Source organism: Lentzea sp. NPDC055074 (genome assembly GCF_053608005.1).
Window position 1 is genome coordinate 1 of the sequence record NZ_JBSGUQ010000019.1, and the last position, 21,717, is coordinate 21,717.

General features: G+C 69.2%; 24 protein-coding genes and 1 riboswitch. Of the genes, 16 read left to right on the forward strand and 8 right to left on the reverse strand.

Features of this window, described 5'->3' with window-relative positions; all coding sequences use genetic code 11:
• Window positions 1-317: 317 nt before the first annotated feature.
• The 7 genes from pgeF to ACWF7A_RS33675 all read left to right on the forward strand — a co-directional run bounded on the left by pgeF (window position 318) and on the right by ACWF7A_RS33675 (window position 4,383).
• Complete coding sequence (gene pgeF / locus ACWF7A_RS33645) at window positions 318-1,022, forward strand: peptidoglycan editing factor PgeF (RefSeq protein WP_452254541.1); 705 nt, start codon at window positions 318-320, stop codon at window positions 1,020-1,022.
• Complete coding sequence (locus ACWF7A_RS33650; RefSeq protein WP_452254542.1) at window positions 1,019-1,717, forward strand: YggS family pyridoxal phosphate-dependent enzyme; 699 nt, start codon at window positions 1,019-1,021, stop codon at window positions 1,715-1,717. Before pgeF ends, ACWF7A_RS33650 begins: the two co-directional genes overlap by 4 nt.
• Before the next feature lie 67 nt (window positions 1,718-1,784).
• A complete protein-coding gene (locus tag ACWF7A_RS33655; protein ID WP_452254543.1) occupies window positions 1,785-2,438 on the forward strand; it encodes a cell division protein SepF in 654 nt (217 codons plus the stop codon).
• Between the two features lie 18 nt (window positions 2,439-2,456).
• The gene (locus ACWF7A_RS33660) at window positions 2,457-2,732 is read left to right on the forward strand and encodes a YggT family protein (RefSeq protein ID WP_089950699.1); all 276 of its coding nucleotides are present in this window, start codon (window positions 2,457-2,459) and stop codon (window positions 2,730-2,732) included.
• 48 nt (window positions 2,733-2,780) lie between these two features.
• Window positions 2,781-3,596 (forward strand): DivIVA-like cell division protein Wag31, encoded by an 816-nt coding sequence (wag31, locus tag ACWF7A_RS33665; RefSeq protein ID WP_189158708.1) that lies wholly within the window; start codon window positions 2,781-2,783, stop codon window positions 3,594-3,596.
• A gap of 15 nt (window positions 3,597-3,611) precedes the next feature.
• Entirely contained in the window at window positions 3,612-4,106 is a 495-nt protein-coding gene (locus tag ACWF7A_RS33670; protein ID WP_452254544.1) for a hypothetical protein, read from the forward strand.
• Window positions 4,107-4,152: 46 nt separating this feature from the next.
• A complete protein-coding gene (locus ACWF7A_RS33675) occupies window positions 4,153-4,383 on the forward strand; it encodes a hypothetical protein (protein WP_452254545.1) in 231 nt (76 codons plus the stop codon).
• Here the strand turns inward: ACWF7A_RS33675 and ACWF7A_RS33680 are convergent.
• The 4 genes from ACWF7A_RS33680 to ACWF7A_RS33695 all read right to left on the reverse strand — a co-directional run bounded on the left by ACWF7A_RS33680 (window position 4,367) and on the right by ACWF7A_RS33695 (window position 6,850).
• Window positions 4,367-4,822, reverse strand: a complete 456-nt coding sequence (locus ACWF7A_RS33680; RefSeq protein ID WP_452254546.1) for a hypothetical protein — start codon at window positions 4,820-4,822, stop codon at window positions 4,367-4,369. The genes ACWF7A_RS33675 and ACWF7A_RS33680 overlap by 17 nt on opposite strands.
• Window positions 4,822-5,286 carry a hypothetical protein gene (locus tag ACWF7A_RS33685; protein WP_452254547.1) on the reverse strand — a complete coding sequence of 155 codons (465 nt, stop codon included), beginning with the start codon at window positions 5,284-5,286 and terminating at the stop codon, window positions 4,822-4,824. The genes ACWF7A_RS33680 and ACWF7A_RS33685 overlap by 1 nt, the downstream gene beginning before the upstream one ends.
• A gap of 74 nt (window positions 5,287-5,360) precedes the next feature.
• Complete coding sequence (locus ACWF7A_RS33690; RefSeq protein ID WP_452254548.1) at window positions 5,361-6,509, reverse strand: BTAD domain-containing putative transcriptional regulator; 1,149 nt, start codon at window positions 6,507-6,509, stop codon at window positions 5,361-5,363.
• Window positions 6,506-6,850: a DoxX family protein gene (locus ACWF7A_RS33695; protein WP_452254549.1), complete on the reverse strand. Its 345-nt coding sequence runs from the start codon at window positions 6,848-6,850 to the stop codon at window positions 6,506-6,508. The genes ACWF7A_RS33690 and ACWF7A_RS33695 overlap by 4 nt, the downstream gene beginning before the upstream one ends.
• A gap of 250 nt (window positions 6,851-7,100) precedes the next feature.
• Here ACWF7A_RS33695 and ileS point away from each other — a divergent pair, with 250 nt between their 5' ends.
• Together ileS and ACWF7A_RS33705 are read left to right on the forward strand one after the other, a co-directional pair.
• Entirely contained in the window at window positions 7,101-10,205 is a 3,105-nt protein-coding gene (ileS, locus tag ACWF7A_RS33700) for an isoleucine--tRNA ligase (RefSeq protein ID WP_452254550.1), read from the forward strand.
• 120 nt (window positions 10,206-10,325) lie between these two features.
• The gene (locus tag ACWF7A_RS33705) at window positions 10,326-11,282 is read left to right on the forward strand and encodes a hypothetical protein (protein WP_452254551.1); all 957 of its coding nucleotides are present in this window, start codon (window positions 10,326-10,328) and stop codon (window positions 11,280-11,282) included.
• 52 nt (window positions 11,283-11,334) lie between these two features.
• Here ACWF7A_RS33705 and ACWF7A_RS33710 read toward each other — a convergent pair whose 3' ends face one another.
• Window positions 11,335-11,811: an SRPBCC family protein gene (locus ACWF7A_RS33710; protein WP_452254552.1), complete on the reverse strand. Its 477-nt coding sequence runs from the start codon at window positions 11,809-11,811 to the stop codon at window positions 11,335-11,337.
• 56 nt (window positions 11,812-11,867) lie between these two features.
• Between ACWF7A_RS33710 and ACWF7A_RS33715 the strand changes: the two genes are divergently transcribed.
• Entirely contained in the window at window positions 11,868-12,404 is a 537-nt protein-coding gene (locus tag ACWF7A_RS33715; protein ID WP_452254553.1) for a TetR/AcrR family transcriptional regulator, read from the forward strand.
• Here the strand turns inward: ACWF7A_RS33715 and ACWF7A_RS33720 are convergent, their stop codons facing one another.
• Complete coding sequence (locus ACWF7A_RS33720) at window positions 12,405-13,337, reverse strand: M28 family metallopeptidase (RefSeq protein ID WP_452254554.1); 933 nt, start codon at window positions 13,335-13,337, stop codon at window positions 12,405-12,407.
• Window positions 13,338-13,467: 130 nt separating this feature from the next.
• Here ACWF7A_RS33720 and ACWF7A_RS33725 point away from each other — a divergent pair, with 130 nt between their 5' ends.
• The 5 genes from ACWF7A_RS33725 (at window position 13,468) to ACWF7A_RS33745 (ending at window position 18,928) form a co-directional block, all read left to right on the forward strand.
• Window positions 13,468-14,955, forward strand: coding sequence for a potassium/proton antiporter (locus ACWF7A_RS33725; protein ID WP_452254555.1), 1,488 nt, complete (start codon window positions 13,468-13,470; stop codon window positions 14,953-14,955).
• 72 nt (window positions 14,956-15,027) lie between these two features.
• Window positions 15,028-15,142: riboswitch (SAM riboswitch) on the forward strand.
• 37 nt (window positions 15,143-15,179) lie between these two features.
• Window positions 15,180-16,511, forward strand: coding sequence for an aminotransferase class V-fold PLP-dependent enzyme (locus ACWF7A_RS33730; protein WP_452254556.1), 1,332 nt, complete (start codon window positions 15,180-15,182; stop codon window positions 16,509-16,511).
• A 23-nt stretch (window positions 16,512-16,534) separates the two neighbouring features.
• Window positions 16,535-17,278, forward strand: a complete 744-nt coding sequence (lspA, locus tag ACWF7A_RS33735; RefSeq protein WP_452254557.1) for a signal peptidase II — start codon at window positions 16,535-16,537, stop codon at window positions 17,276-17,278.
• Between the two features lie 101 nt (window positions 17,279-17,379).
• Entirely contained in the window at window positions 17,380-18,264 is an 885-nt protein-coding gene (locus tag ACWF7A_RS33740; protein WP_452254716.1) for an RluA family pseudouridine synthase, read from the forward strand.
• 73 nt (window positions 18,265-18,337) lie between these two features.
• On the forward strand, window positions 18,338-18,928 hold the full coding sequence (locus ACWF7A_RS33745) for an NAD(P)-dependent oxidoreductase (RefSeq protein ID WP_452254558.1): 591 nt from the start codon (window positions 18,338-18,340) through the stop codon (window positions 18,926-18,928).
• Here ACWF7A_RS33745 and ACWF7A_RS33750 read toward each other — a convergent pair.
• On the reverse strand, window positions 18,917-19,813 hold the full coding sequence (locus tag ACWF7A_RS33750) for a LysR family transcriptional regulator (RefSeq protein WP_452254559.1): 897 nt from the start codon (window positions 19,811-19,813) through the stop codon (window positions 18,917-18,919). The genes ACWF7A_RS33745 and ACWF7A_RS33750 overlap by 12 nt on opposite strands.
• A gap of 23 nt (window positions 19,814-19,836) precedes the next feature.
• Between ACWF7A_RS33750 and ACWF7A_RS33755 the strand changes: the two genes are divergently transcribed.
• Window positions 19,837-20,601 carry an inositol monophosphatase family protein gene (locus ACWF7A_RS33755; protein ID WP_452254560.1) on the forward strand — a complete coding sequence of 255 codons (765 nt, stop codon included), beginning with the start codon at window positions 19,837-19,839 and terminating at the stop codon, window positions 20,599-20,601.
• Here ACWF7A_RS33755 and ACWF7A_RS33760 read toward each other — a convergent pair.
• On the reverse strand, window positions 20,598-21,437 hold the full coding sequence (locus ACWF7A_RS33760; RefSeq protein WP_452254561.1) for an AsnC family protein: 840 nt from the start codon (window positions 21,435-21,437) through the stop codon (window positions 20,598-20,600). The two genes, ACWF7A_RS33755 and ACWF7A_RS33760, sit on opposite strands and share 4 nt — an antisense overlap.
• Window positions 21,438-21,717 lie beyond the last annotated feature (280 nt).

The following is a 21,717-nucleotide window of genomic DNA, read 5'->3' on the forward strand; positions in this document are numbered from 1 at the left end:
TTGCGTTGGCGGTGGGGTCCCATCACGAGCCGAGCCAAGAGCGAGCCACATGCCTGAGGGGGTGTCAAGCGGACGAAAAGCGTGTCCGCTTGACACCCCCTCAGGCATGCAGCAAGAGCTATGGCGCGACTCGTGATGGGACCCCACCGCCCAGCTCTTATGGAAAGACGGCTCGCCTTCGGCATCGCGGTGAGTGGGTGGGCCTGCACTGAGCTTGTGCTCTCGGACTGCTCGCCTTCGGCATTGCGATGGGTGGGCTCTCAGCGCGTCTTGGGCGTGGTCGGTGGGTGCTTCGTCGTGCGAACTAGGGTGTAGGCGTGCGCATTCGTCGTGTTGTCACCACCCGCGCCGGTGGCGTGTCCAAGGCGCCCTTCGACTCCTTCAACCTCGGCGATCACGTCGGGGACGACCTGCGGGCTGTCGAGGCCAACCGGGCGAGACTGGCCGAGGGGATCGGGCTGACGCCCGACCGGTTGGTCTGGATGGAGCAGGTGCACGGGCGGACTGTCGCCACCGTGGACGGGCCGCAGGGTGAGCCTCTTGAGGCCACTGATGCTGTTGTGACGAAACGGGCCGGGCTCGGGCTTGTCGTGTTGACGGCCGACTGCGTGCCGGTCCTTCTTGGTGATCAAGAGGCTGGTGTTGTCGGGGCTGTCCACGCTGGGCGTGTCGGGGCTCGTGTCGGGGTTGTGGTCGAGGCTCTCAAGGCGATGATGGCGTTGGGGGCCGAGCTCGAGCGCATCGAGGTGTTGCTGGGGCCCTCGGTGTGCGGTGAGTGTTACGAGGTGCCCGCCGAGATGCAGAAGGACGTCGAGAAGCACCTGCCCGGCAGCGCCTCCAAGTCACGGAAAGGTACGCCTGCCCTGGATCTTCGGGCCGGGTTGTGGAACCAGCTGGGGAGCGCTGGGGTCGGGAAGATCGGCGTGGATCCCCGGTGCACGTTCGAGGAGAAGGATCTCTTCAGTCATCGGCGGCAGGCGCCTACCGGGCGTCTTGCGTCGGTCATCTGGATCGAGCCGTGAACCGCGCCGAGGAGTTGAAGGAGAACCTCGCCGAGGTCGAGGAACGCATCGCCAAGGCCTGTGAGGTGGCGGGGCGGGATCGCGAAGAAGTGATGTTGCTCGCGGTGACGAAAACCTGGCCCGCCAGTGATGTGGAGATCCTTTACAGGCTTGGTTTGAGGAACTTCGCGGAGAACCGCGATCAGGAGGCGAGTCAGAAAGTCGGCCAATTAAGACATCTCGAAGAAGCGAGATGGCACATGGTCGGGCGGTTGCAGCGGAACAAAGCCAAGTCCGTCGTCGAGTGGGCCGATCAGGTCGACTCCGTGGACAGCGTGCGGCTGGCCGAGGCGTTGGCGAAGGCCGTGCATTCGCGAGGCACGACTTTGGACGTCCTGCTGCAGGTCAGCATCGACGGCGACACGTCGCGCGGTGGGGTTGCTGTTGCGGATGTGGCGGAACTGGCTGGCGTGATCACTCGTTCGGGTGATCTTATTCTCCGAGGTGCGATGACTGTCGCGCCTCGGACGATGAAGCCTGCGCAGGCGTTTCAAGCGTTGGTTTCGGTGGTATCTCGCCTACGTGATGATCATCCCACTGCCACCCATGTGTCAGCGGGAATGAGCGGTGACCTGGAAGATGCCATCTCGCACGGATCGACCTGTGTGCGTGTCGGAACGGCGTTGCTCGGCAGTCGGCGACTAACCTCGCCATAGGTTGTCGGGAACCTCGGGACCGTCCGCACCGTCCCTAAGAGTGGGGAACCGCCGAGGAGGGGCTGGAATGAGCGCTTTGCACAAGCTGAAGGCCTACTTCGGGATGGTCCCCGCCGAGTACGCAGACGACCCCGGCTACGACGACGACCGAGGTCGCTACGGCGACTACCGGTCCGAGTACGCGGCCGAGGCCGACGACTACGACCCGTATCCGCGGCGCAGCCGCGTGTTCACACCGGGCCGGTCGGAGCTCCAGGGCTCCGGATACCGGGCCGACATCGACGAGTCGGACGACTACGAGCCGGAGCCGCGGCGCGGGGGCAGCCCCTCGAGCACGCGACGCTGGAGCGCCGATGCACCCGTGCACGGCGCACTCGCTGTCGAGCCGCAGCGCGAGCCCGTGAGCAGGCTGCGTCCCGTGGCCGAGCCGGCAGGCAACCCGTTGGCGCGCATCACCACGCTTCACCCCCGTACCTACAGCGAGGCGCGCACGATCGGGGAGCACTACCGCGACGGCACTCCTGTGATCTTGAACCTGACCGACATGGACGACGCGGACGCGAAGCGTCTCGTCGACTTCTCGGCCGGTCTCGCGTTCGCTCTGCGCGGGTCCATGGACAAGATCACCAGCAGGGTGTTCCTTCTCTCACCGCCGAACGTTGACGTCACGGCGGAGGACCGCAGGAAGCTGGCGGAGGGTGGGTTCGGGAACCACGGTTAGAGTTGACCCGTGGACCCGATCCGTCTCGTCATCTTCTACGTCCTGTTCGCGTTCTCCCTGTTCCTGACCGCGCGTGTCGTGGTCGAGATGGTGCGGACGTTCGCGAGGGAGTGGCGCCCGGCTGGCGGCGTAGCCGTGACGCTTGAGACCGTGTACACGGTCACCGACCCACCTGTCCGTGCGCTCCGTCGGGTGATCCCGACTGTGCGGATCGGAGGCGTCGGGCTGGACCTATCGATTATTGTGCTGTGGCTGGTCGTTATCATTCTGATGCGATTCGCAGATCCCAGGTGACGGGGAACCGTGGGATGACCGCAGCCCAGGAGTGCGAGAGGTGATCCGATGCCGTTGACCCCCGCTGACGTGCACAATGTTGCATTCAGCAAGCCGCCGATTGGCAAGCGGGGCTACAACGAGGACGAGGTGGACGCGTTCCTCGACCTGGTTGAGGGCGAGCTCGCCCGCTTGATCGAGGAGAACAACGACCTCCGTCAGCAAGTCGAGCAGCTCGACCAGCAGCTCGAGACGTCGCGCGCCGACCTCGACGACGCGCGGGCCAAGGCTTCGGCCAGCCCCATGACGAGCCGCATGCCGGTGGAGGAGCCGCGCCGCCTGGCGCCGGTCCCGCCTCCCTCGGTGATGGAGCAGACGTCCCCCGGTGGTGGCGGAGACCACCACGTGCAGGCCGCGAAGGTCCTGGGCCTTGCCCAGGAGATGGCGGACCGGCTGACGGGCGAGGCGAAGGCCGAAGCGGACGGCATGCTGTCCGAGGCCCGTACGAAGTCCGAGCAGCTGTTGTCCGAGGCTCGCGCCAAGGCCGACACGATGGTCAACGAGGCGCGCACGCGTGCCGAGACCATGCTGAACGACGCGCGGACGCGTTCGGAGACGCTGGAGCGGCAGGCCCGTGAGAAGGCCACCGCGCTGGACCGTGACGCGCAGCGCAAGCACGCCGAGGTGATGGGCAACATCACCCAGGAGAAGAACACGCTCGAGAAGCAGATCGACAAGCTGCAGACGTTCGAGCGTGAGTACCGCACCCGCCTGAAGACGATGCTCGAGTCGTCCCTGCGCGACCTCCAGGACCGCGGCCCCGCCGCACCGTCCGAGGGTCGTTCCCAGGGCTACTCGTTCGGTGCACGCGCCGAAGCGGGCTGAACTACTGTTCGCTAGGTGCTCTTCGTAGTTCTGCTTCTGGTGCTGGCAGCCCTCGGGTTGCTCGTTCCCGCACTGGCCACGTCCAACACGATCTGGGCGTGGTCCTCCGTGGGCGCGAGCGTGCTCGCCGCCCTGGTCCTCGCTTGGGACTGGTGGCGGAGGCGTCCGGGGGACCCCGCTGCCGACGCGCAGAGTGTAGATCAACAGGCTGTAGCTGATGATCAACGGGTAGTCGATTCGGCAGAAGCCGACACGCCGCCCGCTGACGAGGAACCACCGGAAGAGGACACCGACGCGGCAGACCTGCTCGTCGTGGCTGATCTGGTGGACGAGGTCCGGGTGCTGGACGAGCGGCCCCGGTACCACCTGAGCTCGTGTTCCTGGCTTGCCGGGAGGCCCACGCTGGGCCTCCCGGTGCAGGAGGCACGGCAGTTGCAGTTCACGCCCTGTGCGCTGTGCACCCCTGACGCGGTGCTGGTGCGCAGGAGTCGCACGACACAGTCCGGCTGAGTCGCACGCGAATGGTCCCGGCCTGGGGTGAGATGTCCCCGGGGCCTTGGTCCGCGTTGCGGTTGTCGCCGCATTCCTCTTCGTCACCGCCGCCGTGCCGGCCCATGCCGGGCTCGACGGGTGTGTGCCCGCCGACCTGCGGGAGAAGGCCGGTGACCTCCCGCACCACCTGGAGTTCGCGCAGTCGCCGGCGGAAGCGCATCCGGCGGCGACGTTGGACGTGGTGCTCCGCAGGCGGAACGCGACCACCGGTCAGGACGTCAGCGCCGGTAGCTGATCTTCGCGCGGAACGTGGTGCCCGGCTCGTCGCTGCCGTGGTGCTCGACGGCTCCCTCGAACTCGGAGATGTTCCCGTCGGGCCCGTACGCGAGGTGCTCGACGGTGAACACTCCGCGGTCGTCGGGTGGCCCGAGGCCGCGGTTCACGACGCGCACCCACTGGTCCCTGTAGCCGCCCTCGGTGATGCGCTGCCCGTCGTGGCGGGCCAGGTCGATCTGCAGGTACTCGCCGCCGGTAGGGGCGTTCGCCTTGACCCGGATCATGTGGTCGGGGTGTTCCCAGACCGAGAACAGGTCGGGCGGTGCCCACGTGCCCGAGCGACCGTCCGCGGGGGACGAGTGCGGCTCGGAGTCCCAGATCAGGTAGTCGGTGCCGGCGGCGGACGCCGGTGCGGCGGTGGCCATCAGCAGCGCTGCGGCGAGCAGGGCGGTGCGCATCAGGCGCCGCTCCGGTAGCTGATCTTCGCCCGGAACGCGTTGTCGGGCTTGTCACCGCAGCGGTGCTCGACGGAGCCGTCGAGTGCGGTCGCGAGTCCCCCCTCGTCGAGGTCGACACGGTCGATGGTGAAGTCCGCCTTGTCGTCGGCGCAGTAGAAGCCTCCACCGATGACGATCGCCCGCTCGTCGGTGTAGGTGCCCGGTGTGATCGGCAGTCCGTCGTGGCGAGAGAGGTCGACGACGTAGTAGGTCCTGGCCTTGCTGCTTTCGACGTCGATGTGCAGGGTGTTGTTGCGCCGTTGTCCCACGATGAACTCCGCGTCCGGCGTGCTCCACTCGCCGCTGACGGAAGAGATCGGGAAGGCGTTGGCCTCGGCGTCGAACGTGAAGGTCGACGGCTCGTCGGCGGAGGCGACTCCCGCGCCCAGCAGTGTGAGAGCGCAGGTCAAAGCTAAGACACGCATCTGATCCCCCCAGAGAGATGGTCTGTGGGGCCAGTCTGGCGCAGGAGTGGAAGGCCCGGCATGAGTGCTTCTACTCAGAGCACGACCGGGCGCGCGCCGTGGGCCGTGACGAGGCCAGGCAGGCGTTCGCGGCTCGTCACGACGACCCGGCAGCGCGGGGTGCCCGGCAGGAGCGGCACGACCTGCGCGGTGTTCGCGGCGTTGTCGAGCACGATCAGCATTCGCCGGTCGGCCAGCAACGTGCGGTAGAGCGCTGTCTGCGCGTGTGGCTCCGGTGGGATGCCGTCCTGGCTGGTGCCGAGCGCGGTGAGGAACTCGCGGACCACGTCCGCCGGGTCGGAGCCGTCGAGAGCGACGAACAGGTGGCCGTCGGGGTAGTCGGTGGCGTGTTCGTGCGCCCAATGCAACGCGAGTCGTGTCTTGCCCGTGCCCGCCGGTCCGGTGATCGTCACGATCGGACCGTCCAGGTCGAGGGCCGCCAGTTCGGCCGCCATACCGGCGAAACCCTTCGGGGCTGGCGGAAGTCGGCGTGGGCTCCACTGTGGACGTTCGATCAGCGACGCGTGCAGGTCGCGCAGTGCGGGGCCGGGGTCGAGGCCCAGTTCGTCCGCCAGCCGGGCGCGCAGGCCCGAGTAGTAGGCGAGTGCGTCTGCGCGTTGGCCGGCGCCGATCAACGCACGCATCAGTTGCCCCGCGAGTCGTTCGTCGAGGGGACGTTCGGACGTGCGCGCGGTCAGTTCAGCGACGAGAGAGAGGTGTTCGCCGGCGGCGAGGCGGGCGTCGGTGCGGTCCAGTTCGGCGGCGGTGATCTCGCCCGCCAGTGTCTCGCGCAGACCGTCGAACCACGTGCCGTGCAGCCCCTCGAACGGTTCGCCGCGCACGAGCGCCATGGCCTCGTCGGGCCGTCCGTGCGTCACGAGGGAGCGGAAGCAGTGCAGGTCGATGGACAAAGGATCGGCCTCCAGCACGTAGCCGCCGGAACGGCGCACGATCGGGACGTCGTCCAACGCCGTGCGCAGCCGTGACACGTAGCTGTAGAGCGCGGCCTTCGCCTGCCGTGGCGGCGCGTCACCCCACACCCGTGAGAGCAGCTTGTCGACGCCGACGACCTGGTTGACGTCCACCAGCAACACCGCCAGAACGCTCAGCTGGCGTGCGTGACCCACGTCGACGAGGGCGCTGCCCCGCCGGACCTCGGGTGCGCCGAGAAGGTGGAACCTCACCGGTCCAGGAACAGCAACGTGATCAACAGGCCCAGCAGCACCAGGTCCAGGACCACGCCGGTCGGCTTCGAGTCGTACCGCAGCCGGGTGATCGTGGCGCCGACCATCAGCAGCCCGAGCCCGACGGTGGCCGCGTGCGCCACCCACTGCCACGTGACCAGGCCGACGACCAGGCCCGCGGCACCCGCCCACTCCAGCGCGCCGATGGTGCGCCACAGCGCCGGGTTCATCCGGAAGTGGTCGCGGGCCTCCAGTGACGCCTTCGCGCCGAAGAGCTTGCCCGCGCCTGTTGCGACGAACAGCAGGGCCAGCAGGATCGACAACGCGATGGTCAACGTCATCGGGCGAGCATACGGTTTGCGCCTCCGGTTACCCTGTAACTCACAGGCACCGATCCGGCCATCACCGGGGAGCCTCCGGAAGAACGGGTGCGCGAGCACCTCAGTAGAACCGGACGGGACCGGCCCGTCACAGCCGAAGAACGAGAGGCTCGCCCCACGAGGGCGGGCAAGCGGGGTGGTACCGCGGCGGGCCGAGCCACATCGGCGTGTCGTCCTCGCGTGTCCAACGTGACCGCGAGGAGCAGTGGAGATGGCCTACCCCAGGGCCGGACAGAACGAGGTCCCGGCGCAGCCGTCCTTTCCGAACCTCGAGCAGGACGTGCTCGGGTACTGGAAGGACGACGAGACCTTCCAGGCGAGCATCGAGCGCAACGCGGCCGGCGAGAACGGTGACAACGAGTTCGTCTTCTACGACGGCCCGCCGTTCGCGAACGGTCTGCCGCACTACGGCCACCTGCTGACCGGGTACGTCAAGGACGTCGTGCCGCGTTACCAGACGATGCGCGGCAAGCACGTCGAGCGCCGGTTCGGCTGGGACACGCACGGCATGCCGGCCGAGTACGAGGCCGAGAAGCAGCTGGGCATCACGCAGAAGCACGAGATCGACGAGCTCGGCATCGAGAAGTTCAACGAGGCGTGCCGCACGTCCGTGCTGCAGTACACGGACCAGTGGCGCGAGTACGTGACGCGCCAGGCTCGCTGGGTCGACTTCGACAACGACTACAAGACGCTCGACCTCGACTACATGGAAAGCGTCATGTGGGCGTTCAAGGCCTTGTGGGACAAGGGCTTGATCTACGAGGGCTTCCGGGTGCTCTGGTACTGCTGGCGTTGCCAGACGCCGTTGTCCAACACCGAGACCAAGATGGACGACGCCTACCGGGACCGGCAGGACCCCGCCGTCACGGTGGCGCTGCGCCTCGAGTCCGGCGAGAAGGCCCTGGTCTGGACGACGACGCCGTGGACGCTGCCGAGCAACCTGGCCGCCGCCGTGCACCCGGACGTCGACTACGTGACGGTCGTGGGCTCGGACGGCGACAAGTACCTGCTGGCCGAGGCCCGAGTCGCGGCGTACGCGCGTGAGCTGGGCGAGGAGCCCGAGGTCGTCGCGCGCTTCAAGGGCTCGGACCTGGTCGGCAAGAAGTACCTGCCGCCGTTCGACTTCTTCGTGGGCCGCGAGAACGCGCACCAGGTGCTCACGGCCGACTACGTGACCACCGACGACGGCACGGGCATCGTCCACATCGCACCGGCGTTCGGTGAGGACGACAAGGTCGTGACGGACGCGGCGGGCATCGAGGTCGTCGTGCCGGTCGGACCGGACGGCAAGTTCACCGCGGAGGTGGCGCCGTACCAGGGCGTGCACGTCTTCGAGGCGAACAAGCTGATCATCCGCGACCTCAAGGACGCAGGCCTGCTGCTGCGCCACGAGACCTACGACCACCCGTACCCGCACTGCTGGCGCTGCCAGAACCCGCTGATCCAGCGCGCGCTGTCGGCGTGGTTCGTCGCGGTCACGCAGTTCAAGGACCGGATGGTCGAGCTCAACCAGCAGATCAACTGGGTGCCCGGCCACATCAAGGACGGCCAGTTCGGCAAGTGGCTCGAGAACGCGCGCGACTGGAACATCTCGCGCAACCGGTACTGGGGCTCGCCGCTGCCCGTGTGGACCTCGGACAACCCCGAGTTCCCGCGCACGGACGTGTACGGGTCGCTGGACGAGCTGGAGCGCGACTTCGGCGTGCGCCCGGACAACCTGCACCGGCCGTTCATCGACGAGCTGACGCGGCCGAACCCGGACGACCCGAGCGGCCAGTCGGTCATGCGGCGCATCCCGGACGTGCTCGACTGCTGGTTCGAGTCGGGCTCGATGTCGTTCGCGCAGGTGCACTACCCGTTCGAGAACGCGGAGTGGTTCGAGAACCACTTCCCGGGCGACTTCATCGTCGAGTACAACGGCCAGACGCGCGGGTGGTTCTACACCATGCACGTGCTGGCGACGGCGTTGTTCGACCGGCCCGCGTTCCGCGACTGCATGGCGCACGGCATCGTTCTCGGTGACGACGGCCAGAAGATGTCCAAGTCGCTGAAGAACTACCCGGACGTCACCGAGGTCTTCGACCGCGACGGCTCCGACGCCATGCGCTGGTTCCTCATGGCGTCGCCGATCCTGCGCGGTGGCGACCTCGTGGTGACCGAGCGCGGCATCCGCGACGCGGTGCGCCAGGCGGTGCTGCCGCTGTGGAACTCCTGGTACTTCCTGGCGTTGTACTCCAACGCCTCCGGGAAGGAGGGCACGTGGCGCGTCGACTCGAAGAACGTGCTCGACCGGTACGCGCTGGCGAAGACGCACGACCTGGTGCGCGACGTCCAGGCTGCGATGGACGTCTACGACATCTCCGGCGCGTGCCAGCTGGTGCGCGAGTACCTGGAGGTGCTGACGAACTGGTACGTGCGCCGGTCGCGGCAGCGGTTCTGGGACGGCGAGCAGGACGCGATCGACACCCTGCACACCGTGCTGGAGGTCGTCACGCGCGTGACGGCGCCGTTGCTGCCGTACACGGCCGAGGTCGTGTGGCGCGGGCTGACCGGTGGCCGTTCGGTGCACCTGACGGACTTCCCGTCGGTGTCGGACGTGCCGGCGGACGACGCGCTGGTGGCGGCGATGGACGAGGTGCGCGACGTCTGCTCGACGGCGTTGTCGCTGCGCAAGGCGAACAAGCTGCGCGTGCGGCTTCCGCTGGCGCGGCTGACGGTGGCGTCGCCGGTGGCGGGCTCGCTGGAGGACTTCGCCGGGATCGTGCGCGACGAGGTCAACGTCAAGGAGGTGTCGCTGTCCACGGACGTCGACGCCTACGGGCAGTTCCAGCTGGTCGTCAACGCGCGTGCGGCCGGCCCGCGCCTCGGCCCGAACGTGCAGAAGGTCATCAAGGCCGTCAAGGCCGGTGACTGGTCCGAGGAGAACGGCAGGATCGTCGCCGCCGGCGTCGAGCTGTTCGAGGGCGAGTACGAACAGCGTCTGGTGGCAACGGATCCCGCCGCCACGGCCGCGCTGCCCGGTGGTGCCGGTGTCGTCGTGCTCGACACGGTGGTGTCGCCGGAGCTGGAGGCCGAGGGTGTCGCGCGCGACCTGGTGCGCGTGGTGCAGCAGGCCCGCAAGGACGCTCAGCTCGACGTGTCCGACCGGATCACGCTGACGCTGGAGCTGCCGGACGCGGTGAGGACCGCGGTGGAGCCCCACCTGGCGTTCGTCCAGGCGGAGACGCTGACGTCCGCGGTGGTGTTCGGTGAGGGCACCTCCGAGGGCACGGTCGGCGACGGCGCCAAGGTGAAGGTGGCGGTCGCGAAGGCGTGACCTGAACGAGTGAACCGAGGGGCCGCTGTCTTCGGACGGCGGCCCCTCGGCGTGCGACCGCGAAAAACTGTCGGACCCCGTCGCTACGGTCGGAACAGGCCAACAGCAAAGGGGATTGTGATGGTTCTGTCTGGGGGATGGCGCGTCTTCGCGAGCGCACTGCTCCTTTCGGCCGGTGTGCTGGCTCCGGCCACCGCGGTGGCCGATCCGGTGGCTGATCCGGTGGCGGCGTGCCGGTCGTGGGACTTCGTCGAGCTGCCGGTGCCGCCTGCCGTGAGAAGCGAGGGCGTGGCGGCCGCGGCCGGCTCGTTCGCGGTGGGCACCGGCTCTTTCTGGTCGATGTCCGGGAGCACGGCGCTGGTGTGGAAGGACGGGCAGCTGCTCGACCAGCTGTCGTTCTTCCGCAACCCGACGTCGGCGCAGGACATCAACTCGTCCGGCGTGGTGATCCTGTCGGCGTCCCTGTTCCCGGCCGCCGCGCGGTGGCGGCCGGGAGTTCCCGACTCGGTGCAGGGCCTGCAAGGGTTACCGGGCGAGTACCGGGTGGAGGCGTTCGACCTCAACGAGCGCGGCGACGTGCTCGGCCGTTCGGACGGCAAGCCCGTGGTGTGGCCGGCGGATTCCGCTGTACCGCACCAGGTCCCGGGTACGGACGCGTCGTGGAGCCCGGTGGGCATCGCCGACGACGGGTCGGTGCTGGCCGGCTCGAGCGGTGGCACGCACTGGATCCGCCCGTCCGGCGAGGTCGTCTCTCTCGGCAACGCCGAAGTGCGCACGGTGCGCGGGAACCACGCGGTCGGCGTCGTGGACTCGCAGGTCGTCAGGTGGGACGTGACGGGTGCCGCGAGCGAGCCGTACGCCTTCGCCGCCGAGGTCCTGGCGGCGAACTCGCACGGTCACGTGCTCGGCAGGACCCTGTGGGGTGACAAGGAGTTGTGGGCTGATCCCAGCGGTTCTCGTGCGGTGCCCACCGTTCCGGCGTACCCCTCGCTCACCGACGAGGGCGACATCTACGGCGCGTCCAGCACGGAACCGGGATCCGTTCCGCTGCTGCTCGACTGTTCCGGAGGTGTGTGAGGACGGTGACGGCGTGGGTTCGGCTGTTCCGGACCGCTCTCGGGAAACCGGCTCACGCGTGTCGTGAGCGATCGCGGCCAGCCGCCGGCTGACGCCGTGGCGTGAACAGGCGTCGCACCAGTCGGACCCATGGTGACCAGCGGGCCGGAACAGCCGGCTCGCTGCCCGCCGCGCGTTCGCAGGCGTCGAACAGGTCCTCGATGCACGCGTCGTGCAGCCAGCGGATCACGAGCGCCCAGCGCAGCCGGTCCGCGAACCCGAAGGTTCCGATCAGCTCGTGCCGCAACACGTCCCCGGAAGCCGAGAGCGTGTGGCTGCCCGACATCCCGGTGAACTCGAAGGTGATCGACTCGCCGGGCACGAACTCCGTGCAGCGGTAGCGGATCGGGCCGTGCCCGCCGTCGGCGCCGACCCCCAGCGGGCGGTCGAACTCCTGCTTGCCCCAGGCGGGTGGCCAAAGCTCCTGGACGCGTTCGACGAACGGGCCGGCGGGCACGCCGAGGTCGCGGGTGTGGACGTTCCTGATCATGACCGACCTCCATACGGTGGCGTATGTTCCGAGAACGTACGGTAGCGTATGGAAGCGTGGTGCGGCGGAATCGTGACGACTGGACTGAGATAGCGCTGAGAGCCCTGGCCGAAGGCGGGCTCCACGCCGTCGCCGTCGAGCCGCTCGCCGCGCGGGCCGGAGCCACGAAGGGCAGCGTCTACCACCACTTCCCGACCCGCGACGCGTTGCTGCAGGCGACGGTCGAGCGGTGGGAACGGGAACACACCGAGAAGGTCATCGAGCTCGTCGAGTCCGAGCAGACCCCCGAGGACAAGCTGCGGACGTTGTTCGCCATGGTGCTCGACACCACCCGCAAGGGGTCGGTGGAGATGGCGTTGCAGGCGGCCGCGCAGAACGAGGTGATCGCGCCGGTGCTCCAGCGCGTCACGGAGAAGCGGATCGGCTACCTGACGGAGCTGTTCGGGCAGCTCGGGTTCGGCGAGGCCCAGGCGAGGAAGCGCGCGTTGATCGCGTTCAGCCTCTACCTGGGCCAGGCCCAGATGTGGATCACCCTGCCCGGCCTCGTCGAACCGGTGCTCGACGAGGCCGTGCAGGTGCTCACCGCGAAGTGATCAGGCCGCGGTGGCCCAGAGCGTGCTGGCGATCACGTCGGCGTTGCGGTCGAGCGCGGTCGCGTTGACGTTCGACGTGGTGTCGCACGAGCGGTGGTAGCAGCGGTCGAAGGCCTGACCGGCCGTGCCACCCCACTTCGACGCCTGCGCCGAGGTCTTGATGCCCTCGGCGCCGGTGAAGGTGCCACCGGTCGGGATGCCCGCGCGGGCGAACGCCGCGTGGTCCGAACGGCCACCGACGTTCGTCAGCTCCGTCGAGACGCCCAGTGAGCTGAAGCCCGCCTGCAGCCGCTGCGTCAGCGCCGCCGAACCGGTGGGCTGGCCTGAGGAGCTGTAGACGAAGTAACCCGGGTTCGGCGAGCCGGTCATGTCGAAGTTCAGGTACGCCTTGATCCTCGACTTCTCGGTCGACGACAGGGAGTTCACGTAGTACGTCGAGCCGACGAGGCCGAGTTCCTCCGCGCCCCACCAGCCGAACCGCAGGTGCTTGGTCGGCTGGAACCCGGTCGCCTTCACCTGGAGCGCGATCTCCAGGATCGACGCCGAGCCGGTGCCGTTGTCGTTGATGCCGGGACCCGCCGAGACGCTGTCGAGGTGGCCACCGACCATCACGACGTTGTTCAGGTCACCGCCGGGGTAGTCGGCGATCAGGTTGTAGCCCGTCGAGCCGTTCGAGGTGAACGACTGGACGCGCGTGGTGTACCCGGCCTGGTCGAGCTTGCTCTTCACCCAGTTGATCGAGGCCAGGTACCCCGGTCGTCCGTGTGCGCGGTTGCCGCCGTTGGAGTTGGCGATGGACTGGAACTGGTTCAGGTGAGCTTGTACGTTCGCGACGTTGATGTTCGGCGCCGCCAGTGCGGCCGGCGCCGCTGCTTGCGCTGAGGTCGCTCCGGTCACCATCAAGGCGGCCGCCAGCGCGATCAGGATCCTCATGGTTCAACTCCGTGCAGGGTAGGGATTGAGCCACTGATCAACATGCTCCGTCGTGCATGGGCTCGGTAGGGGCGAACGGCTGGAGTTGTTGACTCGTCTGATTCGTCGGATTCGGTGGTGATCAACCAGAATGGTCCAGGTGGGTGACGTGACAGCGGTCCTGGGCATCGGCGCTGCCGTACTGCTGATCTCCGTGATCGCGGTGCGGGTGTCGACCAGGCTCGGCCTGCCCTCACTCCTGCTGTACCTCGGCATCGGCGTGCTGCTCGGCGAGTCTGTGTTCGGCATCAAGTTCGACGACGCCGACCTGACCCAGTCGCTCGGCATCGCGGCGCTGGTGCTGATCCTCACCGAGGGTGGCATCACGACCCGCTGGAACGCGGTGAAGTCATCGCTGTGGCTGGGCGTCGCACTGTCCACAGTGGCCGTTGTCGTCAGCGTGGCGGTGACCGGGACGGCGCTGCACTTCCTGCTGGGCCTCGACTGGCGGATGGCGTTGCTGTGGGGCGCGGTGCTCTCGTCCACCGACGCGGCCGCCGTCTTCAGCGTCCTGCGTTCACTGGGCGTCGGCGCGCGGCTCACGGGCGCGCTCGAACTGGAGTCCGGCCTCAACGACGCGCCGGTCTACATCGCCGTGGTGCTGCTGGCCTCGTCGGACCAGATCTCCTGGACCGCGCCGCTGCTGGTGATCTACGAACTCGGCGCGGGCGCGCTCGTCGGCGTAGCGCTGGGGTTCCTCGGCGGGGCCGGGCTGAGACGCGCGGCACTGCCCTCCACCGGCCTGTACCCGCTCGCCACGGTGGCGGTGTGCGTGATGGCCTACACGGCCGGCGATCTCGTGCACGCCTCCGGATTCCTCGCCACGTACGTCGCCGCGCTGGTCCTCGGCAACGCCCGCCTGCCGCACCGCGCCGACACGCTCTCGTTCGCCGAAGGTCTCGGCTGGCTCGCCCAGATCGGGCTCTTCGTGCTGCTCGGCCTCTACGCCTCGCCGTCGCGGCTGCTCGACGTGCTGTTCCCCGCGTTGATCGCGGGTCTGGTGCTGACGTTCGTCGCGCGCCCGCTGTCGGTGGTGCTGGCCTCGTTGCCGTTCAAGGTGCCGTGGCGGGAACAGGCGTTCCTCTCCTGGTCGGGGCTGCGAGGCGCGGTGCCGATCGTGTTCGCGCTGATCCCGCTGATCCAGGGCGTCGAGGGCGCACGACAGCTGGTCGACGTGGTGTTCCTGCTGGTCATCGTGCTGACGATCGTGCAGGGCACGACGCTGCCGTTGCTCGCCCGGCGGCTCGGGCTGGTGAAGACCGGCGAGGCGGTGGAGGTCCAGGTCGACTCCTCGCCGCTCGACGAGCTCGGCGCCGACCTGCTGCAGGTCCACATCCAGCGCGGTTCGAAGCTGCACGGCGTCTACATGTCCGAGCTGCGGCTGCCCAGCGGCGCCACGGTCAGCCTCGTGGTCCGGTCGGGGAAGAGTTTCACGCCACAACCGACGACCCGGCTGCAGACCGAGGACCAGTTGCTCATCGTCACCACCGAGGAGGCGCGCGATGCCGCTGAGCGGCGCGTTCGTGCCGTCGACCGGGCCGGTCGCTACGCCAGGTGGAAGGGCGAGACCGGGGATTAGTCGGTCTCCGAGGCTTCTCAGCATGTGATCGGGTGTCGACGAGGCGGTCACCCTCCGCTAACGTCGTCGGCAGGTCATGAGAGCCAGCGTCAAGCCCAAGCTTGCTGGCCGGCAACCCTCCAACCGCGGTGGGGTGCCCTTGGTGAGGACCTGGTCCGGCGCGTGGGGCGCCGGTCAAGCGCGGGCCTTCGCACAACGGGGCCCCTGGCCTCGGAGGCAGCTCGATGACGCTCGCGATCACCCCTGGAACCACCACCGCCGTTCCGGCCGTCGTCGGCGCCGACCTGCGCGTCCCCCTGGTCACCGGAGAGCGCGTGACCTACGCCAACCTCGACCACGCCGCGTCGGCACCCTGTCTGCAGGAGGTGCGCGACGCCGTCGACGAGCTGTTGCCCTGGTACGCCAGCGTGCACCGCGGCGCCGGGTTCGCCTCCCAGGTCTCGACCCGCGTCTACGAGCAGGCCCGCGACCGCGTCCGCCGGTTCGTCGGGGCGCACGCCTCCGACGCCGTCGTCTTCACCCGCAACACCACCGACTCGCTGAACCTGTTGGCGCGCAGCGTTCCCAAGAACACCGCCGTCGTCCTGTTCGACAGCGAGCACCACGCCGCTCTGCTGCCCTGGAAGGGTCCGCACGTCCAGCGGATCCCCGCACCTTCTTCGTCCGGCGCTGCGATCGTCGCGCTGGACCGGGCCCTCGCCGCCGCCCCGGTCGGCCCCCGGCTCGTGATCGTCACCGGGGCGTCCAACGTCACGGGGGAGCTGTGGCCGGTCGCCGAGCTCGCGAAGGTCGCCCGCCGCCACGGCGCGCGGATCGCGCTCGACGCCGCCCAGCTCGCCCCGCACCGCCCGATCAACGCCCGTGAGCTGGGCGTCGACTACGTGGTGTTCTCCGGCCACAAGATCTACGCCCCGTTCGGCGCCGGTGTGCTCGTCGGCCGCGCCGACTGGTTGCAGCAGGCCCAGCCGTACCTGGTCGGCGGCGGCGCCACGTCGAAGGTGACCGACCACGGCGACCGCCTCGGCGTGGCCTGGTCCGCGGTGCCCGAGCGGCACGAGGCCGGCAGCCCGAACGTCGTCGGCGTGCACGCGCTGGCCGCGGCGTGCGAGATCCTGTCGCGGCACTGGGAGCAGACCGTCGCGCACGAGCAGGAGCTGCTGGCCCGCCTGCGGTCCGGGCTGCGCACGATCCCGGGCTTCCGCGAGCTGGCGATCCTGACCGACGCGGACAAGGTCGGCGTCGTGAGCTTCACCATCTCCGGCTTCGACGCGGGCTTCCTCGCGGCGGCGCTGTCCGCCGAGTACGGCATCGGTGTGCGCGACGGCGCGTTCTGCGCGCACGTGATCGTGGGCCGCCTGGTCAAGCAGGTCGGATCGCACGAGGAACGGGCCGTGCGCGCGTCGATCGGCCTCGGCACGACGGCCGAGCACGTGGATCGTTTGGTCGCGGCGCTGCGCGCTCTCGTCACCGAAGGTCCGAAGTGGACCTACGAGCAGCGCGACGGCCGCTGGGTTCCGCAGAACGACGACCGAACCCTGCCGCCGTTCCTCGCGTAGTCCCTGTAGTGGACACTGACCTGGTGAGCGACGAGGCCGAGACCCCGGACAAGGCCGCTGCGAAGACCTCGGGCGAGGTCGCCGAGAAGCCTGCGGAAACGCAGGTCGGCGAGCCCGGGACGGTGGCCGGGGAGCCGGACGCGCAGGAGAAGCCCGCGGAGTCCCCCGCCAAGGTGGAGGACGACGAGGAGTTCTCGATCTCCGGCTCGTTCGCGGGTTCGCTGCCGGAACCGAAGATCAGGATGCTGGCGATCCTCGCGGCCGCCGTGCTGGCACTCGACGTGCTCACCAAGGTCGTGGCGGTCGCGCTGCTGGAGGGCGCGGACCCGATCAAGATCTTCGGCGGCGCGCTCTACCTGACGTTCGTCCGCAACCCCGGTGCCGCGTTCGGCCTGGCCGAGAGCATGACGTGGGTCCTCGCGCTGATCGCGTTCGGCGTCGCCGGGTTCATCGTCTGGATCTCGCGCAACCTGCGCTCGCAGAAGTGGGCCGTCGGTCTCGGCCTGGTGCTGGGCGGTGCGGTCGGCAACCTGGCAGACCGGCTGTTCCGCGAACCCGGCCCGATGCGCGGCCACGTCGTCGACTTCCTGTCGCTGTTCGACCCGTACGGCCGGGTGTGGCCGGTCTTCAACATCGCCGACATGGCGATCGTCGGCGGTGGCGTGACGATCATCGTCCTGGCGCTGCTGCAGCACGACTACGACGGGACCGTCGTCAAGGAGGTCGAGCCGCTCGTGGAGACCGACGGTCTCCAGGAGACGAAGTAGCTGGTCCTGGTAGATTTAGCGGGTTCTGCAAGGAGAAGAAGGTCGAGGCACCCCGCGTGAGCGGTTACCGAACGCTGCCGATTCCCGACGGTCTGGACGGCATGCGCGTCGACGCCGGCCTCGCGAAGCTGCTCGGTCTGTCCCGCACCGTCGTGGCCGGCATCGCCGACGCCGACGACGTGCTGGTCGACGGCCGGGTCGTGGGCAAGTCCGACCGGCTCACCGCCGGGTCGATGCTGGAGATCACGCTGCCGGCCCCGCCGCAGCCGATCACCGTCCAGGCGATCCCCGTCGAGGGTCTGGTCATCATCCACGAGGACGACGACATCATCGTCGTCGACAAGCCCGTCGGTGTCGCCGTGCACCCGTCGCCGGGCTGGACCGGGCCGACCGTCGTCGGTGGCCTCGCCGCCGCCGGCCACCGCGTCGCCACGTCCGGGGCCGCCGAGCGTCAGGGCGTCGTGCACCGGCTCGACGTCGGCACGACCGGCGTGATGGTGGTCGCGAAGTCCGAGTCCGCGTACTCGGCTTTGAAGCACGCCTTCAAGGAACGGACCGTCGACAAGGTCTACCACTCGATCGTCCAGGGGCACCCGGACCCGATCAAGGGCACCATCGACGCCCCGATCGACCGTCACCCCAAGCACGACTACAAGTTCGCCGTGATGCAGGACGGCAAGCCGTCCATCACGCACTACGAGGTCATCGAGGCGTTCCGCGCGGCGTCGTTCGTCGAGGTGCACCTGGAGACCGGGCGCACGCACCAGATCCGTGTGCACTTCTCGGCGCTGCACCACCCGTGCGTGGGCGACCTGACGTACGGCGCCGACCCGACGCTGGCCAAGCGGCTCGGCGTGACGCGGCAGTGGCTGCACGCGCGTCAGCTCGGTTTCCACCACCCGGCGGACGGCCAGTGGGTGTCCTACACCTCCGAGTACCCGGCTGACCTGGCCGCTTCCCTGGAGAAGCTGCGCGAAGAAGGCTGATTGCGTCTGGGTAAATCGCCGGTTAGCTAGGTTGCACTTGATGTTAACCGGCGTGCTCAATAGCGTTCTGGGCATGCACCTGACGATTCTCGCGGCCTCGGGCCGCACCGGTCTCGCCCTCACCCGCCAGGCGTTGGAGCGGGGCCACACCGTCACCGCGATCGCCCGCGACCCCGAGCGGATCACGCTCGAACACCCGCTGCTGACCAAGGTCGCGGGTGACGTGAGCGGTCCGCTGACCATCGACGCCGAGTCGGTCGTCCTGTCCGGCCTCGGCACGGACCGTCCGGGTGTCCTGCTCGACGGCGCCCGGGCCGTCGTCGCCGCCGGGCCGCGCCGGATCATCTGGCTCGGCGCGTACGGGACGGGCGCGTCGGCCGAGGCGGCGGGCGAGGGTGCGGCCGTGCTCTGGAAGTTCTTCGGCGACCGGATCCCGGACAAGGTCGCGGCCGACGACACCGTTCTCGCCGCCGGCGGCACCGTCTTCCACGCCGGGGTGCTCACGGACGAGCCGTTCGAGCCCGGCCGCACGGTCGGGCTGGACGCCGCGCCGCCGTTCGACCTCGGGGCCAAGGTCAGCCGCGAGACCGTGGCCGCCGCGATGCTCGACGAGGCCGAGAACCCCCGCTTTCCCGGTGCCGTCGCGTTGCCGCTAGCCGCCTAGGACCTCCTGCACGGTCGTCCGCACCTGGTCGCGCAGCCAGGCGTGGGCGAGGTCGGAGTCGTAGCGCTGGTGCCAGTTGCAGTTGATCGACGCTTCCGGGGACTCGGCCGGCAACGGCAGGGTGACCAGCCCGAACGCCTCGATCAACGGCCGGCACAGGAGTGTCGTGGTGGTGACCAGCGCGTCGCTCGCGGCTGCGATCTGCACCGCCGAGTGCACCGTCGCCACGGTCGCGATCACCCTGCGCCGCAAGCCTTCCGCCGCCAGCAGGTCGTCGATCGGGGCGGTCAGCCTTCCTCGCCGCGACACCAGCACGTGCGGGTAGGCCGCGTACGCGTGCAGGTCCAGTTCGGTGCACGGGTGGCCGGACCGCATGACCACCGCGAGCGGATCGGTGCCGAGCGTCTCCGAGCGGAACTCGGGAAGCTCGGGCCTGCCACCGCCGAGCTCCAGGTCGACCCGGCCGTGCCGCAGGTCGTCGGTGTCGGCGGAGTGCTCGGCGAGCACCCGCAGCCGCACACCGGGTGCCTGCTCCGCGATCCGCCCGATCAACGCCGGCACCACCGACGAGGCCAGGGCGTCGTGGCACTGGACGGTGAACGTGCGGTCCAGCTCGGCCAGGTCCAGCTCACGGCTCGGCGCCAGCACGGCGTTCGCTTGGCGGACCAGCCGCCGCACCTCGTCGGCGATCCCGAGCGCGTACGGCGTGGGCGTCATCGTGTGGCCCGTCCGCACGAGGATGTCGTCGCCGGTGACCTTCCTGATGCGCCCGAGCGTCCGGCTGACCGCGGGCGACGACAGGTGCAGCCGCTGTGCGGCCCCCATCACGCTGCCCTCCTCGAGGAGTGCGTCCAGCACGGTCAGCAGGTTCAGATCCGCTTGCATAACAGCCAATCTTGGAGGATGACATGCTCGCCGCCACTACCGCCGCCGTTCGCCGTGCCGGAGCGCGACTGCTGAAGCGCTACTCGACGGAGTCCCGCGCGTCCTCTCTCACGGAACTCGTCGCCGCCTTGAAGGCCAACGACGCCGCCGTCGCGGACCTGCTGATGCTCGCGCTGGCCGAGATCCGCCCTGAGGCGAGGTGGCTCGACGACGAACACGGCTCCGGCCCCCTCGGCTCCGGCGAGTGGTGGCTCGTCGACCCGGTCGGCGGCAACATGAACGCGGTCCAGGGCATGACCGACTGGAACATCGGCGTGAGCCTCGTCCGCGACGGCCGCCCGGTGCTCGCGGTCGTCTACTTCCCGCTGTTCGACGAGATGTTCACAGCCGTCGAGGGCGAGGGTGCGTTCCTCAACGGCGTGCGGCTGCGGGTCTCGGACAAGACCTCGCTGGACGGCGCGCTGGCCGGCACCGGTCAGGCCCAGCCCGGCCAGGGACCGGAGATGGCCGACCGGGTGGGCGCCTCCTACAGCGCGATGGCGAAGCACGCCCTCTACGTCCGGATCTCCGTGCCGGTCACGCACCAGCTCGCCCAGGTCGCCGCCGGACGGATGGACGTGCACTGGCAGAACGACAACGTGCGCGCGCACGCGTCAGGTGTGCTGCTGGTGCAGGAAGCGGGCGGTGTCGTCACCGACCTCGACGGCACACCGTGGGAGCTGACGAGCCGTGAGTACCTGGCGGCCGCACCGGGCGTGCACGCCGAGGCACTGCGGGTGCTGAGTTAGTCCTCGACGGTCCAGACCAGGGTGTTCTGGTCGACCTCGGGACGCACGCTCCAGCGGACCTGGATGACCTGCGTCTCGTCCGGCAGCACGAACACGCTGTGCCCGCCCGCCGTCTCACCGGGCTGCACGCCGAGCTTGTGCGCGGGCCGCGAGGACAGCGACACGGGCGCCTTCGTCACGGTCTCGCCGGTCTTCGTCACCAGCACCAGGTACATGTCCGGCAGCGAGGTGTAGGGCACCTGCGAGGCGTTCGTCACCTCGGTGTGCACGACCACGGCCCGTTCGCCCTCGGCGAGCTTGTAGCCGGCCGCGGTGAACAGGAAGTCCGCCGGGTCGACGACCTCGACGAGCTGGATCGTGAGACGGGCACCCTCGAGGCTGTCCGCCTCCAGGGCCGTGCCGATCTTGCCGGTGCGCGAGACGACGGCCTTGGGCTGCGGCTGGTCCGCGCGCACCCAGCCCGCGGACTGCGGCGGACCCCACGTGGCCTGCGGCGGAGGCTGCTGCGCGGGGAACGGCTGGCTGATCGGCGCCTGGTACTGCTGCTGTTGCTGGACCGGGTGGGGCCCGCTCTGGTGCACCGCGTACGGACCGGACGGCGGGCCGCCCATGTAGTTGCCGTAGGCGGCGGCGTTCGCGAGGGCCCTGCGCACGCCGTTCGGGTCGCACTCCACCCCGACCAGCAACGGCAGGCCGCTGCCCGAGAGGGTGATCAGGCGCATGGCGGCCTCGCGCGGGTCCATGCCCAGGCGTTGCGCGATCTCGTGCACGGCGGCGCGACCTGACTCGGCGAGAACGGCGAGCAGGCGGGCGTCTACGGGATCGGGGGGCACCACGAAAAGAACGCTACCCGCCGCTCGCGATCACCGTGACACCGCGTACCGGATCGAGATCAAGGCAACGTGCGCTGTCGTGCGGGGGTCGTACAATGCCCGGCTCCGCACGGTAGAAGATCTTGGATTTCCTCCGGCGGGGCCGCGTGCCCCAGCCCGCTCCGGTCGGCTAGTCTCGACGGGCGCCAGGGGCCTTCCGTTCCCCTCATTCGCGCTAAAACGCTTGCCATACAAGGGGGTTGCCGGTGGCGGACTCGTTTGTGCACCTGCACGTGCACACCGA

Coding starts and splice junctions, on each gene's coding strand:
- ACWF7A_RS33655 (WP_452254543.1), top strand. CDS start 1,785: ATGAGCGCTTTGCACAAGCTGAAGGCCTACTTCGGGATGGTCCCCGCC.
- wag31 (WP_189158708.1), top strand. CDS start 2,781: ATGCCGTTGACCCCCGCTGACGTGCACAATGTTGCATTCAGCAAGCCG.
- ACWF7A_RS33680 (WP_452254546.1), bottom strand. CDS start 4,822: ATGCGCACCGCCCTGCTCGCCGCAGCGCTGCTGATGGCCACCGCCGCA.
- ACWF7A_RS33685 (WP_452254547.1), bottom strand. CDS start 5,286: ATGCGTGTCTTAGCTTTGACCTGCGCTCTCACACTGCTGGGCGCGGGA.
- ACWF7A_RS33695 (WP_452254549.1), bottom strand. CDS start 6,850: ATGACGTTGACCATCGCGTTGTCGATCCTGCTGGCCCTGCTGTTCGTC.
- ileS (WP_452254550.1), top strand. CDS start 7,101: ATGGCCTACCCCAGGGCCGGACAGAACGAGGTCCCGGCGCAGCCGTCC.
- ACWF7A_RS33705 (WP_452254551.1), top strand. CDS start 10,326: ATGGTTCTGTCTGGGGGATGGCGCGTCTTCGCGAGCGCACTGCTCCTT.
- ACWF7A_RS33710 (WP_452254552.1), bottom strand. CDS start 11,811: ATGATCAGGAACGTCCACACCCGCGACCTCGGCGTGCCCGCCGGCCCG.
- ACWF7A_RS33720 (WP_452254554.1), bottom strand. CDS start 13,337: ATGAGGATCCTGATCGCGCTGGCGGCCGCCTTGATGGTGACCGGAGCG.
- ACWF7A_RS33725 (WP_452254555.1), top strand. CDS start 13,468: ATGGTCCAGGTGGGTGACGTGACAGCGGTCCTGGGCATCGGCGCTGCC.
- ACWF7A_RS33730 (WP_452254556.1), top strand. CDS start 15,180: ATGACGCTCGCGATCACCCCTGGAACCACCACCGCCGTTCCGGCCGTC.
- ACWF7A_RS33740 (WP_452254716.1), top strand. CDS start 17,380: ATGCGCGTCGACGCCGGCCTCGCGAAGCTGCTCGGTCTGTCCCGCACC.
- ACWF7A_RS33745 (WP_452254558.1), top strand. CDS start 18,338: ATGCACCTGACGATTCTCGCGGCCTCGGGCCGCACCGGTCTCGCCCTC.
- ACWF7A_RS33750 (WP_452254559.1), bottom strand. CDS start 19,813: ATGCAAGCGGATCTGAACCTGCTGACCGTGCTGGACGCACTCCTCGAG.
- ACWF7A_RS33755 (WP_452254560.1), top strand. CDS start 19,837: ATGCTCGCCGCCACTACCGCCGCCGTTCGCCGTGCCGGAGCGCGACTG.